Origin of the sequence: Streptomyces sp. NRRL F-5135 (assembly GCF_000719775.1) — a bacterium.
Taxonomy (GTDB): Bacteria; Actinomycetota; Actinomycetes; order Streptomycetales; family Streptomycetaceae; genus Streptomyces; species Streptomyces hebeiensis.
This window is the reverse complement of sequence record NZ_JOHR01000006.1, coordinates 263,831-280,656: the sequence shown is the minus strand read 5'-3', so window position 1 is coordinate 280,656 and position 16,826 is coordinate 263,831. Positions and strand designations below refer to the sequence as shown.

Below are 16,826 nucleotides of genomic sequence, written 5' to 3'. Positions count from 1 at the left end.
GGATCATCAACACCAGATGTTGCCGCTGCGCCATCCACCCGATCGGCGCCTCATCGGCCAGCAGGTGCTCCTGGCCGACCACCTGGCCAAGGGTGCGCGGGCGCAGCCGGTCGCCCGAGGACGGGAGAGCTCGTCGATGGCCGGCACGGTGGTGTCGGTCATACCGCTCACGCTCCAGCTCCGCTCGAACGTTCCGTCCTCGCGCTGTGCGTCGAGCAGCCAGCGCGCCGCGGTGTGCGGCAGGTCGGCGTTGCCGGTGCCGTTCCAGGCGAGGGCGCTGACCGCGCCCGCGGTCATACCTACCTCCGACGGGCAGCCCTTCACACAGGTGGGGTAGCCGCCGTCCTCGCCTACGATGCCCCGGAAGTACCCGGCGGCCCGCTCCAGGGCGTCCCGGTGCCGTACGGGATGAGAACTGAGAACTGAGGACTGGAACGAGCGAGGCGGACCCCTCGGAGTGATCTGGTTGCCGCAGTCTGTCCGCCCTGAGCGGCACGGACTGCCGGCCGTGACGCTCGAATGACGCTCTCCGTGGTGTCTTGACGCTCGTTCTGATGGCGCGTCAGGTGAGTTTCGAGGTGCTTCGACCCGCCTTCGGCCTCCTTCGACGCCTCCTTCGGAGGCGGCGACAACTAGGCGCTAGGCGCTCCGCAGCAAGAGGCGCGATATGCCGCCGGGCTGGTCCGGGCTGGTCCGGGCCGCCCGGACACGGCTTTGTCCTGACTCGGGAAGAAGTTTGCCGTCTTCGTTGCGCAAGGGGTTCCGGTCAAGAACGAACGAGGCTACTGTCCCTTCGTGCACAGGGACCACACAATGGTTCGAGACTGACGGCGCGTTCAGGTCGCGCGGCGCGCCGCTCGTTTGACCGGCCTACGGAGGACAGCCCGACACAGGGCAGGGCCAAGCACTCAGGTACCCCGCATTTCTCACCGGCGGCCCTTGCCGCCCACTCGCACGCCGTAACCACGCCAACCCTGGTTCACGTACTACTACTGGCTCGACGACGCCCGCGCCCCTGACTTCGCCCGGCACGTCGAGATCCACCGCAAACCCGCTACGACCTCGTCGAGCTGTTCATGGATCCCGAAGATCCTTACGTGCGGCATGCGCTACCGGCTCGCCGTCGTACCCCTTGACGCCTCACCCGTACGCGGCGGACACGGCCGCCTCCCCACGAGCGACGAAGAAGGTCCGCTCGTCCTGGTCCCCCCGCGCGCAGTATCCGGCCGCGTAGCGGCCACCGAGGTGGAAGTCCCCTGTTCCTGCGGCTCGTCGGCCTCTCTTGAGGCGGTAGCCGTTCGGGCGCCCGCAGCACTGCGACAACGAAAGAGAGAACCACTGTGACCGCGTTCAACGACGAAGCCGTCACCGGCGACGCCCTGCGCCGCGCACTCGGCGTCAGTCGCCGCCGTTTCCTCAGCACCTGCACAGCCGCCACGGCCGCGGCGGTGGCCGCCCCGGTCTTCGGCGCCGCGCCCGCCCTGGCGAAGGACGGAGCGGAAGCCGCCGGATATGACGGTGGTCGTTCCGCTCTGGTCCCGCCGCACAAGCGCGGCATCATTCTCTACACCGTGCGTGACGCGGTCGGCCGCGACCCGTTGGCCTCCGATCTGCCGTCCGGTTTCCGTGAGGTGTTCAAGCAGCTGTCGCGCTTCGGCTACCGCCAGGTGGAGTTCGCCGGCTACGGCCAGCACGCCAACGCGCCCGGCGGCGCGGATCTGGGCACCGTCCAGGGCGCGAAGCTGCTGCGCTCATGGCTCGACGAGTACGGCCTGCGGGCGCAGGGAAGCCACGGCTTCATCCCCCCGTCCTGGCCGCTGACCCCGTCCGACCGGGACACCTTCCAGCGCTACCTGGAGATCGCCAACATCCTCGGCATGGAGCACATGGGGACCGGTGGCGACCCCACCGGCACCCCCTATCGGGCCGACTGGGACCTCGCCGCGCAGAAGTGGAACACCCTGGGCGCCATCGCCCGCCGTGAGGGCATCAAGCTCTACACCCACAACCACGACAGCGCCTACGACTTCCTGCTCGACGGCGGCCCGCTCGACGCCCAGGGCCGGCCGACCCGGAGCTCCGGTATCCGGAAGCTGGAGTACTTCCTGAAGGTGACGGACCGCAAGAGCGTCTATCTGGAGCTGGACGTCTTCTGGGCGCACGTGGCCCAGTACAAGTTCCACACGTACACCGCCCACGACGGCTCGCGGCGTGAGTGTGTCTTCGACCCGGCCGGACTCGTGGTCCGCAACACCAACCGCTTCCCGCTCTTCCACGCGAAGGACGGCGTGGTCAATCCGCAGAGTGGCCTGGGCTACGACATGGTGCCCTTCGGCACGGGCGACATCGACTACCGGCGGTTCTTCACACGGGTGGGCGCGAAGAACTACCACAACCCGATGGTCGAGCAGGACACCGCACCGAGCGCGAGCGTTCCCGGTCAGTCCCTGGAGTATGCCCGGATCGGCTACAACAACCTCGCGGCCCTGCGCGCCCGTAGCTGACCCCACGTCATATACATTGCCCGCTCGGCGACTTGGCGCGGGGCGAGCCCCGAGTGTGCCCGAAAAGGCATGAAATACAAGGGCGAACTTTCCTTGAAAAGTTTGTGACTTTGTCCTTGACGAGTTGAAAGTGGGCGCCCTAGCGTCCAACCCACGTATTTGGCCCGCTCTTTCACCCGCTGGCCGGACCAAAGGAGTTCTGAGTGCGCAACAGACGGATCGTCACCCTCGTGGGGGCGGCTGCGTTGGCCGGAGCCGTCGGGCTCCTGCCCCTCCCCCTAGCCCAGGCCGCCCCATCAGACCCCGTGCCGCCGGCTTCGTCGGACTTCCAGAAGGTCACCCTCAACGACCGCCCGGGCGAGCCCATGGCCCTGGCAGTCCTGCCCGACCGGCGGGTGCTGCACACGGCGCGTACCGGAGAGGTCCGCATCCACGACCCCAAGAGCGGCGTGAACTTCCTCGCCGCCGACATGAAGAAGAGCCCCGCCGGGCTGTACCAGCACGACGAAGAGGGCGTGCAGGGCATCGCCGTCGACCCCGACTTCGCCAAGAACCACTGGGTCTACCTCTACTACTCGCCCCGCCTCGACACCCCCATGGACGACCCGGCCACCCCGGGCGTCAATGAGGGTGACGCGCCGCAGACCGGCACGGCCGAGGACTTCGCCAAGTACAAGGGCGTCACCCGGCTGTCGCGGTTCAAGCTCGCGGGCAACAAACTCGACTACGCCACCGAGCAGAAGATCATCGACGTGCCGGCGGACCGCGGCCTCTGCTGCCACGTCGGCGGAAAGATCGACTTCGACCACAAGGGCAACCTGTTCCTGTCGACCGGCGACGACACCAATCCGTTCTCCTCCGACGGCTACGCCCCGCTCGACGACCGGCCCGACCGTAACCCGGCCTACGACGCGCGGCGCACCTCGGGCAACACCAACGACCTGCGCGGCAAGGTCCTGCGCGTCAAGGTCAAGCGCGACGGCGGCTACGTCATACCGGGCGGCAACCTCTTCGCGCCGGGCACCCCCAAGACCCGTCCGGAGATCTACGCCATGGGTCTGCGCAACCCGTTCCGCTTCGGGGTGGACGACAAGACGGGCGCGGTCTACGTCGGCGACTACTCACCCGACGCCAAAACCGCCGGCCCTGACCGCGGCCCCGCCGGCCAGGGCCGCTGGATGGTCATCGACCGCCCCGCCAACTACGGCTGGCCGTTCTGCGTGACTCAGGACCAGCCGTACCAGGACTACGACTTCGCCACCAAGACCTCCAGCGGCGCGTTCGACTGCGCCAAGCCGGTCAACGACTCGCGCCACAACACCGGCCGGAGCGCGCTGCCGCCGGTCACGGACGCGGAGATCGTCTACGGCTACGACGCCTCCCCGACGTTCCCCGAACTCGGCACGGGCGGCATCGGCCCCATGGGCGGCCCGGCGTACCAGTACGACCGGCGGAACAAGGCCCAGAACCGCTGGCCCCAGTACTTCGACGGCAAGCCGCTCTTCTACGAGTGGACCCGCGACCAGATGAAGGCCATCACCCTCGGCAAGAAGAACGAGGTCAAGAAGATCGAGGACGCGATCCCCTCGATCACGACGGACGGCCCGATCGACGCCGAATTCGGCCCGGACGGCGCGCTGTACGTCCTCGAGTACGGCACCGGGTACTTCGCGGAACTGCCCGAGGCCCAGCTCTCCCGCATCGACTTCACTCGGGGCAACCGCACCCCGGAGCCCAAGGCCGCCGCGGACGTGGTCAACGGCACCAGCCCGCTGACGGTCCAGCTCTCCAGCGCCGGCACGAAGGACGCCGACGGTGACGCCCTCCGCTACGCCTGGGACTTCGACGCCGACGGCACCGTGGACTCCAGGGAGGCGAACCCGAAGCACACGTTCACCGAGAACGGCGTCTACGACGCCACGCTGAAGGTCACCGACAGCACCGGGCGCTCGGCCTCCGCCTCCGTTCCCGTCGTCGTCGGCAACAAGGCACCGGTCGTCTCACTCACCACCGACCCGGCTCCGCACGGCGGCACGCCGTTCCACTGGGGCGACACGGTCACCTGGCAGGTCACCGTCACCGATGACCAGCCGGTGGACTGCTCGAAGGTCAGCGTCTCGTTCATCCTCGGCCACGACTCGCACGGCCACCCGCTGTCGACGAGCAACGGCTGCTCCGGATCGTTCAAGACGTTCGTGGACGGCGGTCACTCCGGTGCGGACAACCTGAAGGCGGTCTTCAACGCCACCTACACGGACACGCCCCCGGACGGCCTGCCGTCCCTCTCGGGCAGCGCCGAGGTCGCACTGACCCCGGCCGACTGACCGGCAGCGGGGACACCGCGGCGGGGCGCCACCTGGACTGCCCCGTCGCGGTGGCACCGCGACCCGATTCCCCAGACCTCCACAGGCGCGGTACTCCCGGCCAGTAAGGGACGGACGTAGCCGCTGCGGGCCTTACGGTTCTCCGGCCGTAAGGCCCGCGGCGTTTCGTCGCGTGGGCAGGTGTTCCAACGATCGAGGGCAGTCGGCCCCCGGACCGCGATGCCCCGTTCCGCCACCCGGCATGGGAAGAGGCGAAGCCGGACGACGTCGCGCGGCCTGCGGTTTTCAGGCATCGCCGACAGAGGCGGCCGGGCTCCTCGCCCGACGTCGAATTCCGCACTTCGACAAGCGAGGCCGAGGCCACCGACCTGGTGACGCTCGGCGAGGGTGACCAGCCGATCACCCTGACGCATCTCTTCGGCACCCTCAACATGGTCCGCGCGTCCGCGCCGGTGCTCGGCGCCAACGGCGGCGGCGCCATTCTCAACGTGCTGTCGCATCTGTCCTGGATGAGCTTCGACGGCAACAACTCCTACGCGGTGGCCAAGGCCGCACAGTGGAGCCTGACCAACGGACCCGGCTGCCGTGATGAACGACCCGGCCGACATCGTCAGCTCCGCACTCGACGGTATCGAGGCCCGCGGGATCGAGATCGTGGCGGACGATCACGGTGCGGCGGCCAAGGCTTCGCTGACCGGCGAGCCGCGCGGTGTCGTTGTGGCGACCAGCAGCTGAGGCCGGCGACCAGCAGCTGGGGCCGGCGCGGCTCGTGTTGAGCGCAGTCCCGGGTGGCTACTCCGACGCCATCCGGGACACGGCGCGGTAGCGCAGCGGCGATTGCCCGCGAGCCCGCTGGAACGCACCCACTTCACGGGCTGACCCCGCGGGCAGAACGACGAGCCGCCGGACTTCACGCGCGGTACCGCCGAGGAGCGCGTGGTTCACATCCGGCGAGGCGACCGGACCTATGAGAGGAGCAGACCACCGGGCCTGAGGGATCCAAGGAGCGGGCTGGTGATCGTACCGGTGATCCGTTCCGCTCGATCCGGGTGGCCTGCCAGGGCCAACTCCTTTGCGATCACAGTGATGTACCGGGCTCGGCTCGTTGTGTCCGGCAGTGCGTCGGCCGACGTACTCGGGTGTGGCATCGGAGAACTGCGACCAGCACGCGCCGCGGCCATCGCCCGCGCGGAACGTGTCCGGGAGGCGTGGCCGCCATCGGGTGCCGCGCTTCGTACGACGGCGCCCGGCCCGCGCAGGTGGTCAAGTTTTTACCCGTGGCCGGTTCCCGGCGGGGGTCCGCCCGGGCGGAGGGGGCGCGGCGGGTTTCGCGCAGGCCAAGTGCGGCCGAAAACCGCGCCCGGAGCGGCCGTTGCCTGTGACGTCCTTGTTGACCGGGCCGATCGCCGGGCGCACCCTCGCAAGTAGATGGCAATAGCACCTTTTTCGCGGGATCGCTTCCCTGACGGGAAACAGCAGGTGGGGGCGGGAACCGCGGGCACACCTGGCGCGGGAGGTAACACATGTGTGGCATCACCGGCTGGATATCCTTCGAGCGCGACCTGGGGTCCGAGGCAGCCGTGTTGGACGCGATGACCGAGACAATGTCCTGCCGGGGCCCCGACGACCGCGGCACCTGGGTCCAGGGCCCTGCCGCCCTTGGGCACCGCAGGCTCGCGATCATCGACCTGCCCGGCGGCCGGCAGCCGATGACCGCCGACACCCCGTACGGGACCGTCGCCCTCGTGTACTCGGGAGAGACCTACAACTTCGAGGAACTGCGCCGCGAACTCATCGGCAGGGGGCACCGGTTCAGCACTTCCTCCGACACCGAGGTGGTGCTGCGCGGCTACCTCGAATGGGGTGACGAGGTCGCCGAACGCCTCAACGGCATGTATGCGTTCGCCGTCTGGGACGGCCGCCGGGACACGCTCGTCCTGATCCGCGACCGCATGGGCATCAAGCCCTTCTACTACCGGCCGACACCCGACGGCGTCCTCTTCGGCTCCGAGCCGAAGGCGATCCTCACCAACCCGCTGGCCCCCGCCCGCGTGACGCTCGACGGACTGCGCGAACTGTTCACCATGGTCAAGACACCCGGCCACGCGATCTGGGACGGCATGGCCGAGGTCGAACCCGGCACCGTCGTCACCGTCGACCGCGAGGGTGTCCACCGCTGGGTCTACTGGGAGCTGGAGACCCGGCCGCACACCGACGACCGCGACACCACCGTCGCCACCGTCCGCTCCCTCCTCGATGACATCGTGCGCCGCCAGCTCGTCGCCGACGTGCCCCGCTGCACCCTGCTCTCCGGCGGCCTCGACTCCTCCGCGATGACCGCCATCGCCGCCCGTCAACTCGGGCGGCATGGCGAGAAGGTGCGCAGTTTCGCCGTCGACTTCGTCGGTCAGACCGACCGCTTCGTCGCCGACGAACTCCGCGGCACTCCCGACACCCCCTTCGTCCACGACGTGGCCCGCGCCGCCGGGACCGACCACCAGGACATCGTCCTGGACGCCCAGGCCCTCGCCGATCCCGCCATCCGCGAGAAGGTGATCCGGGCCCGCGATCTGCCCACCGGATTCGGCGACATGGACGCCTCGCTCCTTCTGCTGTTCCGGGCCATCCGTGACCAGTCCACCGTCGCGCTGTCCGGCGAGTCCGCCGACGAGGTCTTCGGCGGCTACCTCCAGTTCTTCGACGAGGAGGCCCGCCGTGGCGGTACCTTCCCGTGGCTGGTGCGCTACGGCCGCCACTTCGGCGACGACGGCGAGGTGCTGAGCCCCGGCCTGCTGGCCTCCCTCGACCTTGACGCGTACATCGCCGACAGCTACCGCACCGCCGTATCGGGCGTCCGGCGCCTCGACGGGGAGAGCGACTTCGAGTACCGGATGCGCCGCGTCTGCAACCTTCACCTCAACCGGTTCGTGCGCATCCTTCTCGACCGCAAGGACCGCGCGAGCATGGCCGTCGGCCTGGAGGTCCGGGTGCCGTTCTGCGACCATCGGCTCGTCGAGTACGTCTACAACACCCCGTGGACACTCAAGTCCTACGACGGCCGGGAGAAGACCCTGCTCAGGGAGGCCACCGCCGACGTCCTCCCGCGGTCCGTCTACGACCGGGTGAAGAGCCCCTACCCGTCCACCCAGGACCCCGAGTACGGGCTGGCGCTCCAGGACCAGGCCAAGGACCTGCTGGCCAGGACCGGTCACCCGGTCTTCGACCTCGTCGACCGCGACCGGCTGCGCAGCGCCGCGCACCGTGACCTGTCCGTCCACACCCCGGCCCAACGCCGTGGTCTGGAACGCGCGCTCGACCTGGCCCAGTGGCTCGACCTGTACCGCCCCGAGGTCGTACTCGCCTGACCTCAGGCCCTGGCTGTCGGCGCTCGTCGCCGTACCCGCCCGGACCAGCGGAAGGCCCTGAAGGTGGGGGCGGACGCCTGGGGACGTGTCAGGGGGGTGTGCCGACCGGCTGCGGGGGTGGGGTCGTCGCGGTGCGCCGATACGCGCTGGGGCTGATGCCGCGGACCCGTTTGAACGCCGCGCTGAACGCGAACGCGTCGGAGTAGCCGACGGTGCGGGCGATCTCCGCGATAGTCGCCGTCTCGCGTTCGGTCAGCAGGTCCGCCGCGAGCGTCATGCGCCAGTGGGTGAGGTAGGTCAGCGGCGGTTCGCCGACGAGGTCGGTGAACCGCTTCGCCAGCGTGGCCCGCGACACCCCGGTCCGGTCGGCGAGCGAGGCAACCGTCCACGGCGCCGCCGGTTCCCCGTGCAGCAGGCGCAGCGCGCCGCCCACCACCGGGTCGCGCCCGGCGGAGTACCAGCCCGGCGGAGTGCCACCGGGCCGGTCGAAGTACTCGCGCAGGGCGCACACCAGCATCCAGTCCAGCAGCCGGTCGAGGACGACCTGCTGGCCCGGCGTGTCGGCGGCGACCTCGGCGGCGAGATGGTCCCACACGGGGTCGGGCCCGCCGCCGGATCCCACGCGCAGTACGTCGGGCAGCGCGTCCAGCAGCCTGCGGCTGATCTCGCCGTGCACCGGGTAGGCACCGATGACCAGGGTCGTCGTGTCCTCCCCGCCGGTACCGGCGTCGTGCCAGCCGAGCCGGTACCTGGTCCCGCCCTGCTCGGGCGCCGAGCAGAACGCGCCGCACGCGACGGGTTCGGCCCGGGTGCCCACCTCGTCGACGAAGAGGAACGGCGCGGGGCCTCGCACGATCACTGTCTCGCCGGTGTCCAGACGCTCGGGCGGGCGGCGCTCCGGCACGATCCAGCCGCCTCCGGAGAGGACAGTGCACAAGGTCAGCGGCGCGCCGTCCACGAAGTGCAACGACCAGGGCGGGTTCAGGGTCGAACTGCCGAACAACGAGCCCTGGGCCCGCAGTCCGCGCAGAAGGTCGCCGAAAGCATCCACCCGTCAAGGCTAAACGATTCAGACGATTACCCAGGTGATCTGGCTTGTCGCCTATGGAATCGTCCGGGTGCGTGCCGTTGAATCGCTTTCGTGAGCAACGACATCCGAGGACCTCGTCCCGAGGGCCACGGCAGCGGAAGCCTGGCGGCGCTGAACCCCGCGGGCCCCGGCCCGGCGTACCGGACTGCGGAGGCGGAGTACCGCACGCCATCCTGCCCATCCACACCAACGGTTGACATTCGTCCGTCACGTAACTGGAGCCATCGATGCATACCCTGCTGGTCACCGCCAACCCGGATCCCCGGTCCCTGACGCATTACGTGCTGAGAAGGCTTGAGGCAGCGCTGCAACCCAGTTCGGTCGAGATCGCCGACCTGTCCGAGGAGCGGTTCGACCCCCGGTTCACTCAGGCGGATCGGCGGGCGTACCACGAGTGCGGCGACTATCCGGCTGACGTCATGGCTGAGCACCGTCGTCTTGAGCGTGCCACCGATCTCGTGCTGGTCTTCCCCGTGTACTGGTGGTCGATGCCCGCACTGCTGAAGGGGTGGGTCGACCGTGTCTTTGTCAACGGCTGGGCCTTCGAGCATTCCCCCGCTTCGGGCCTGCGCCCGCGACTGCAGCACCTCACCACGCATCTTCTACCCGTCGCCGGCGACGACTCCGGTGCGTACGAGCGCCACGGATACGAGAGCGCACTGCGGACACAGATCGAGCACGGCATCGTCGACTACTGCGGCAGCCGGCGCGGCTCCACAGCGTTCATCCACGAATCCGAACAACTCTCCCCCGAGGTCACGGCGCGAAATGTTGACCGTGCGGTACGGACCATCAGCGAAGCCATCCATGCCCGCGTCGCGGAGTGAGGCGGATCGGACGCCCTTCCCACCGGTGAGATGCCGCGGCAGAGCAGTCAGGGGCGCTGGCTGCCGCGCTTCCAAAGGGACGTCGGAACGCCGAGCCGCCACCCCGGCTCCAGGCACGATGACCGTCTCCGGGGCTGTCGAACGAGCGGTGTAACAGTTCACCGTGCGCGTCCCACGGCCGGGGCCCGTTCTCCATGGCCTGGACGACGAGCCACCGGACCGACGGGCTCGTGCGTGCCGGCCCGGTTGCGCGGGCGGCCGGGTCAGCTGTTGACCGGGTACGGATCCCACGCCAGCGGCGCCGCCCCGTACTTTGACGCCCGCAGGTCGCCGGAGCGGGCGTGTCCCTCGAAGCGCTCCAGGCGGGAGAGACGGCCGCAGGCCTCGCCCAACTGGGCGCTGCTGTCGAGGTTGCGGACCTCCTGGTAGGTGACGGTCTTGAGGAACTTGCCCACCCACAGGCCGCCGGTGTAGCGGGCGGCACCCAGGGTCGGCAGGACATGGTTGGTGCCGATCACCTTGTCGCCGTAGGGCACGCAGGTGCCCTCGCCGAGGAAGAGCGCGCCGTAATTGCGCATCGTCTCCAGCGCCTCCCGGGGGTCGGCCGTGAGGATCTGCACGTGCTCGGAGGCGAACCGGTCGGCCAGCGTGTAGGCGTCCTTCAGCGAGTCCACGACATGGATCTGGCCGTGGTTGTCCCAGGCGGGCTCCGCGACGGCCTTGGTGGCCAGGCCGGGCAGTAGCGCCTTGATGTGGTCCAGGACCGCCGTGCCGACCTCCTCGGAGGTGGTGATGAGTACGCACGGGGAGTCCGGCCCGTGCTCGGCCTGGCTGAGCAGGTCGACGGCGATGGTGAAGGCGTCGGCGTGCTCGTCGGCGACGATGAGGGTCTCGGTGGGGCCCGCGAACAGGTCGATGCCCACCTCTCCGAACAGCTGGCGCTTGGCTTCGGCGACGTAGGCGTTGCCGGGGCCGGTGACCATGCTGACCGGGTCGATGGTCTCGGTCCCCACGGCGAGGGCGGCCACGGCCTGCACACCCCCGAGCACGTAGATTTCGTCGGCGCCGGCCAGGTGCATCGCGGCGACGCTGATCTGCGGAGGCAGCCCGTCATTGGGGGGAGTGGTGGCCGCCACGCGTTCCACCCCGGCTTCCTTGGCCGTGAGCACGGTCATGTGCGCGGAAGCGGTGAGCGGGTAGCGGCCGCCGGGCACATAGGCGCCGGAGGCCTCGACCGGGATGTTGCGCTGTCCCAGGAAGACGCCGGGCAGTGTCTCGATCTCGAACTCGTGCAGGGACTCGCGCTGGGCGCGGGCGAATTGACGCACCTGCGTCTGTGCGAAGCGGATGTCGTCGAGGACCGTCTCGGGCACGGCGGCGACGATGCCCCGCACCTCGTCCTCGGTCAGGCGGAACGAGGCGGGGGACCAGCCGTCGAAGGCCTCCGAGTAGCGGCGCACCGCAGCGTCCCCGCTGGCACGGACGTCCGCGATGACGGCGGCCACCGTGTCGATGACGTCCGGGTCGCTGCTGCGGCGGGCAACGGGGCCGACGGCGGCCTTGAGCACGTGGGACATGGTCAGCAACTCCTTGGGTGTGACGACGCGGCCGACGACGGCATGCAAGGTCCGGGACCGCACCTGGGGGCAAGACTGCCCGCCGCGAGGCCACCCCTGGAAGACACACGGTGAGCAACATCGCCGCCTGGAAATGCACAGAGTGGGGCTCTAGCCTGAGAGGCATGCCGTTCACTCTCGCTCAGGCCTTGCGGCTCGAGGTCTTCCACGACGCCAACGCCCGCCTGCTGACCGGGGAGTCGGCGCTCGAGCGCGAGGTGCGCTGGGTGCACTCCTCGGAGATCCCCGATGTCGCCCGGTTCCTCAGCGGTGGCGAGCTGCTGCTCACGGCGGGCCTCGGCATGGGGTCCTCGAGCGCGGAGCAGCGCGCCTATGTGCGCGCGGTGCACGAGGCAGGGGCCGTCGCCCTGATCATTGAGGAGTCGGGCCGCATGTTCGAGCGGGTGCCGCAGGCGGTGGTGGACGAGGCGGCCGCTTGCGGCATCCCCGTGGTCGCCCTGGGCGTGGAGGTGCCGTTCGCCGCTGTGTCCGCACAGGTACACGAGGTCCTCACCGGTTTGCAGGTCCAAGCCCTGACCCAGGAACGACGGATCGAGTCGACCTTCAACGCGCTCCTGCTGGCCGGCGGCGACTACGTGTCGATCGTGCGGGAGCTGGCGCGGCTCACCCAGTCCGCCGTCGTCCTGGAGAACGTGGCACACCACGTCGTGGCCAGCGCCGGAACGGCCGACGAAGACCTCGACGACTTCGCCGGGCACGCCGACAGCGCCCATGATTCGCAGGCGACCTGCATCCGCTGTCCCGTCCTGATGCGCGGCCAGACCTGGGGGTGGCTGCACGCCCTGCATCCGCGGACCACGACGCTGCACAGCCCCGCGTTCGCCGTCGAGCGGGCCACCACCGCGGTGGCGATCTCCCTGCTGAGCGACCACAGCCGTGACGCCCGCGACAACCAGCGCAGCACCGCGCTGATCACCCGCCTTGCCCTGGGCGACCTCACCGGGCCCGAGTTCCTCGACCGCGTCGCAGGGCTCGGCTGCCGCCTTGACCGACGGGACCTCGTGATGATCGTCCTGAACAAATCCCCAGGTCAGGAGTCACGCGCCGCGCAGCCCGCCCGCGCCACCCAGCTCGGCGCGATGCGGGCCGACATGGGCGACTACTACGTAGTGATCACCACGGGAGCCGCCTGGCGGAGCGGGGCGGCCGTCGCCCCCGAACACACCGCGCACGGAGGCGGCATCAGCCGCAGCGTCGAACCCGCCATGCTGCCCACCGCCCTCACCCAGGCCCGCAGCGCCGCCGCGGTGGCACGCTCCATGGGCAGCCCGCGCGTGCTGCGCTTCGACGAACTCGGCGTCGAGCGGCTGCTGGTCTCCCTGGCCCAGGGGCCGGAGCTCGCCGGGTACGTCCAGGACGAGCTGGGCCCGGTCCTGGCGCGGGACGCCCGGTCGGCCACACCGCTCCTGCCCACCCTGCGCGCATACCTGGAAACCGACGGAAACAAGTCGCACGCGGCGGCCACTCTGCACATCCAGAGGCGTACGCTGTACAACCGGCTCGACCGGCTGTCCGCCCTGCTGGGGCGTTCCCTCGAGGACACCGCCACCCGGCAGGCGCTGTTCCTGGCCGTCAAGAGCCTGGATCTGATGGAGTCCGGGCCACACACGGGCGGCTCCCGCCCGTAGGGCGGGGTTGCTCACTTCGTGCATGTGTGAGCCCAGTGGTGCACAGTCTGTGTCTGTTGGCCGAAAACATGCGTGCCTACATTCCAGTCAGCGATCGGATCTCACATCCGAATTCACGTCCCCTTCCCTCCCGAGCAACCTTCGTGCCGCCCACGTCAGGCCGGCCTGACGATGGTGCGGTGCGGGCCGAACCGAAGGAACGCTGATGGACATCACTGGCTGCCAGCCACAACCACTGCCCCCCGCCCGAGTACGCAAGGCCCGCCTCGCCACCTTCATCGGGTTCTTCCAGCTCGGCGCGATGATCCTCGTCTGGTCGACCAGTACGACACCGCTGCGCAATCACCTCGGCTGGGACGGCGCACAGGGCGACTCCGACTTCGGCATGCTCGCCCTCGCGATCGGTATCGGATCGGCCGTCGGCTGCTTCGTGATCGGACCGTTCCTGGACCGCTTCGGCCCCCGGCGCACCGCCACCCTCACCATGGTGGTGTACCCGCTGGCGTACATCCCCCTCGCCTTCCTGCAAGGATTCGGAGCGACGATCCTGATCGGCGTTCTGGTCGGACTGTGGCGCGGAGCCGGTGACACGGCCATCAACGCCCACGGTGTGCAGGTGGAGCGCCACTACGGCCAGCCCCTCATGTCCGCCTTCCACGCCGCCTATCCGGCCGGCGGCTTCCTCCTGGGGCTGGTGGGCAGCGCCTTCGCGCGCCACTACGCCTCCAGCCCCGCCATGTCCTACGTCGTCCTGGGCGTCTTGATGTCGGTGGTCGGCCTGCTGGCCGGACGCTGGCTGCTCGGCCAGGACGAGCTGCTGCCCGCGTCGGCACCGGCGCAGCGGGAGACACCAGCCGCGAAGGAGACCAGGACGTCCGAGGACGCGAAGGCGTCCAAGGCGGCCACGGCCACCGTGCTGCTCATGCTCGGCTTCGGTGTGCTGCTGCTCGGCTCGATGCTGAGCGAGGGCTCCCTGCTCGACTGGGGGCAGGAGTTCGTGCGGCGCACCACCGGCGCCGATGCCGCGCTCGCCGCAACCGGGGTGTCCCTGTACTCGGGCGCCCAGTTCGTGGGACGCCTGTTCGGCGACCGTCTGGCCAACCGGTTCGGCGCACGCGTCGTGGTGGGGGCCAGCGGCGTCATCGGCGCCGCCGGCGCACTGGTCGCCCTGAGCGCCGCCACCACATTCCTCGCACTGACCGGCTTCGTGCTGATGGGGCTCGGACTGTCCTGCATGGCCCCGCTGATGCTGTCCGCCGCGGGGCGCTACGACCCGGCCAACGCGGGCCGCAACATCGGGCTCGTCAACGCCGTGGGCTTCTGCGGCATGCTCGTCGGCCCCGCGGCCATCACGCTGGTGGTGGACGCGTTCGGCATCCGGTGGATGCCCGTGCTCTCCGTCCTGCTCCTGGGCCTGATCGCGCTGTGCGGCCCGCTGCTGATGCGCACGGCGAGCACCACCCCGAGCCGCGGTCCGGACCCGGACGGGGGAGGGGCTGGTCGGCAGGAGGCCGCGGCCGAGGTGGTCTAGCCGCGAGGGTTCCGCGGCCGGACGGCGGCCGTGGAACCGCGCTCGATCAGCCGGGTGCGCAGCAGTGCTCGCTTGCGGCTGCCCCCGGCGATGCGGTCCAGCAAGATCTCCGCCGCCTGCCGCCCCTTGTCCACGATCGGCTGGTGGATCGTGGTGAGACCCGCCAGTGCCGCGATCGGCGCGTCGTCGTAGCCGATCACGGACAGGTCCTCCGGGACCGACAGACCGCGCTCGCGAGCGACGCGGGCGGCGGCGGCCGCGTGCACGTCGGAGAGCGCGACGATGCCGGTGACGCGGTCGTCGTCGAGGAGGATCTCGGCGGCCCTGGCGCCGGCGTCGTCGTCGATGCCCGCGGCGTCGACAATGCGCAGCCCACTCGGGTCGAACCCCGCCTGCCGCCAGACCTTGAGGTGACCGGCGAGCCGCTCGCGGGCATTGCGCTCCGTGGCCCGGCGGGCCTGCTCCAGGCTCACGAGCCCGCCCTCGCCGCGAACCCACAGCTTGTCGACGAGGATGCCCACCCGGCGGTGGCCCAGTTCCAACAGGTGTTCCATCTGCCGCTGGGCGCCGCGCTGGTCGTCGATGCCGACGTAGGGCAGGCCACTGGTGCGGGGGGAGTCGACGGCCACCGCCGGGACGCCCGACGTCGACAACGCCCCGGCCAGCGGGTGCTTCTCGGGCATGTTGTGCAGGACGATCCCGTCGACGAGGCCCCGCAGAGCCTGCGAGGTGCGTATGTCCTCGCCCGCGGACAGCAGGGTCAGTGCGACGTCCCTCAGATCGCCGACCTGGGCGATCCCCTTCATCAGCAGGATGGTCGACGGGTCCTCGAGCGCGTCCGCCACGGAGTCCATGACCACGACGCCGACCGCGCCGACCCGGCCGGAGCGCAGGCTGGACCCCGCGGCGTTCGGGCCGGTGTATCCCAGCTCGGCCGCCACGGCGTACACGTGCTTGCGCTGGGCCTCGGAGACCCGGCCGGCGTTGTTGTACACGTAAGACACCGTCGCCTGCGACACACCCGCGGCGCGCGCCACGTCCTTCATGGTGACCAACGAGCTGCCCAACTCTTCGACGGCGCGGCGGGCGAACCGCCCGCCGCGTACGGCCCGATTTTCTCATTTCCCGAGCTGACCCGTTGACCTCGCGAAGCTTGGTGATACGGTTAATCAGCACTTGGTTAACCGTATCAGCACGTCCTGCTTCTTGGAGTGACAGATGACCAAGGTCCTTAACCTGTACGGCGGCTGGCCGGGTCACCACCCGTATGCCATGGCCGACTGGGCGCGTGGACTGTTCGCGGAGCTTGACTTCACGGTCGAGGAGACGCAGGACATCTTCCGCCTCGACGCGGACCTCACCGGCTACGACCTGATCGTCCTGGGCTGGAACAATGCCCTGACCACGGAAGACCTCAGCGATGCCCAGGAGCAGCGGCTCCTCGACGCGGTCGCGGCGGGCACCGGCGTCGCGGCCTGGCACGGGGCGGGCGCCGCTTTCCGGGCCAGCCTGAAGTACCACTTCCTGCTCGGCGGCGATTTCATCGAGCACCCCGCGGGCGAGGCCTACCCGCAGCCCTACACCGTCACGATCACCGACACGGGCCACCCGGTGACCGCGGGCGTCAGCGACTTCAAGGTGGCGTCCGAGCAGTACTACATGCACGTCAACCCCAACAATCACGTGCTGGCCGAGACCCGCTTCACCGGCGAGCACCTGCCGTGGCTCGAGGGGCACACCAGCCCGGTGGCCTGGGTGCGCGACTGGGGCGAGGGCCGGGTCTTCTACCACTCGATCGGCCACACCCCCGACGACCTGGCCGACCCCAACATCCGGCGGCTGACCAAGCAGGGCCTGGCCTACGCCGCCCGCCGCAGCACCTGACCGACACACCTCCGCCCCTCATCCGGCACCACCCAG

Annotated in this window: 12 protein-coding genes and 1 pseudogene; 9 read left to right on the top strand and 4 right to left on the bottom strand. The window is 69.9% G+C overall.

Annotated features, from left to right (window positions below; translation table 11 throughout):
* Window positions 1–6 precede the first annotated feature (6 nt).
* The gene (locus tag IG02_RS42745) at window positions 7–297 is read right to left on the bottom strand and encodes a hypothetical protein (RefSeq protein WP_234314707.1); all 291 of its coding nucleotides are present in this window, start codon (window positions 295–297) and stop codon (window positions 7–9) included.
* Window positions 298–975: 678 nt separating this feature from the next.
* On the opposite strand from IG02_RS42745, the pseudogene IG02_RS42740 reads away from it, so the two are divergent.
* From IG02_RS42740 to asnB, 5 genes and pseudogenes are all read left to right on the top strand, one after another.
* Window positions 976–1,286, top strand: a pseudogene (locus tag IG02_RS42740) (alkaline phosphatase family protein); the annotation flags it as partial.
* 54 nt (window positions 1,287–1,340) lie between these two features.
* Entirely contained in the window at window positions 1,341–2,504 is a 1,164-nt protein-coding gene (locus IG02_RS0111800) for a sugar phosphate isomerase/epimerase family protein (protein ID WP_030745166.1), read from the top strand.
* A gap of 203 nt (window positions 2,505–2,707) precedes the next feature.
* Window positions 2,708–4,828 carry a PQQ-dependent sugar dehydrogenase gene (locus IG02_RS0111795; RefSeq protein WP_030745165.1) on the top strand — a complete coding sequence of 707 codons (2,121 nt, stop codon included), beginning with the start codon at window positions 2,708–2,710 and terminating at the stop codon, window positions 4,826–4,828.
* A gap of 588 nt (window positions 4,829–5,416) precedes the next feature.
* Window positions 5,417–5,563 (top strand): hypothetical protein, encoded by a 147-nt coding sequence (locus IG02_RS42125; protein WP_199814002.1) that lies wholly within the window; start codon window positions 5,417–5,419, stop codon window positions 5,561–5,563.
* Window positions 5,564–6,351: 788 nt separating this feature from the next.
* Window positions 6,352–8,193: an asparagine synthase (glutamine-hydrolyzing) gene (gene asnB / locus IG02_RS0111785; protein WP_030745163.1), complete on the top strand. Its 1,842-nt coding sequence runs from the start codon at window positions 6,352–6,354 to the stop codon at window positions 8,191–8,193.
* Window positions 8,194–8,281: 88 nt separating this feature from the next.
* On the opposite strand, the gene IG02_RS0111780 is transcribed toward asnB, so the two are convergent.
* Window positions 8,282–9,244, bottom strand: a complete 963-nt coding sequence (locus IG02_RS0111780) for an AraC family transcriptional regulator (protein WP_030745161.1) — start codon at window positions 9,242–9,244, stop codon at window positions 8,282–8,284.
* A 266-nt stretch (window positions 9,245–9,510) separates the two neighbouring features.
* On the opposite strand from IG02_RS0111780, the gene IG02_RS0111775 reads away from it, so the two are divergent.
* Entirely contained in the window at window positions 9,511–10,110 is a 600-nt protein-coding gene (locus tag IG02_RS0111775) for an NAD(P)H-dependent oxidoreductase (protein WP_030745158.1), read from the top strand.
* Window positions 10,111–10,373: 263 nt separating this feature from the next.
* On the opposite strand, the gene hisD is transcribed toward IG02_RS0111775, so the two are convergent.
* Window positions 10,374–11,687 carry a histidinol dehydrogenase gene (hisD, locus tag IG02_RS0111770; protein WP_030745156.1) on the bottom strand — a complete coding sequence of 438 codons (1,314 nt, stop codon included), beginning with the start codon at window positions 11,685–11,687 and terminating at the stop codon, window positions 10,374–10,376.
* A 164-nt stretch (window positions 11,688–11,851) separates the two neighbouring features.
* Between hisD and IG02_RS0111765 the strand changes: the two genes are divergently transcribed.
* Complete coding sequence (locus tag IG02_RS0111765; protein ID WP_030745150.1) at window positions 11,852–13,375, top strand: PucR family transcriptional regulator; 1,524 nt, start codon at window positions 11,852–11,854, stop codon at window positions 13,373–13,375.
* A gap of 205 nt (window positions 13,376–13,580) precedes the next feature.
* Window positions 13,581–14,906 (top strand): MFS transporter, encoded by a 1,326-nt coding sequence (locus IG02_RS0111760; protein WP_063756766.1) that lies wholly within the window; start codon window positions 13,581–13,583, stop codon window positions 14,904–14,906.
* Here the strand turns inward: IG02_RS0111760 and IG02_RS0111755 are convergent.
* Window positions 14,903–15,952: a substrate-binding domain-containing protein gene (locus IG02_RS0111755; protein WP_267958504.1), complete on the bottom strand. Its 1,050-nt coding sequence runs from the start codon at window positions 15,950–15,952 to the stop codon at window positions 14,903–14,905. The two genes, IG02_RS0111760 and IG02_RS0111755, sit on opposite strands and share 4 nt — an antisense overlap.
* 172 nt (window positions 15,953–16,124) lie before the next feature.
* Here IG02_RS0111755 and IG02_RS0111750 point away from each other — a divergent pair, with 172 nt between their 5' ends.
* The gene (locus IG02_RS0111750; RefSeq protein WP_030745144.1) at window positions 16,125–16,790 is read left to right on the top strand and encodes a ThuA domain-containing protein; all 666 of its coding nucleotides are present in this window, start codon (window positions 16,125–16,127) and stop codon (window positions 16,788–16,790) included.
* Window positions 16,791–16,826 lie beyond the last annotated feature (36 nt).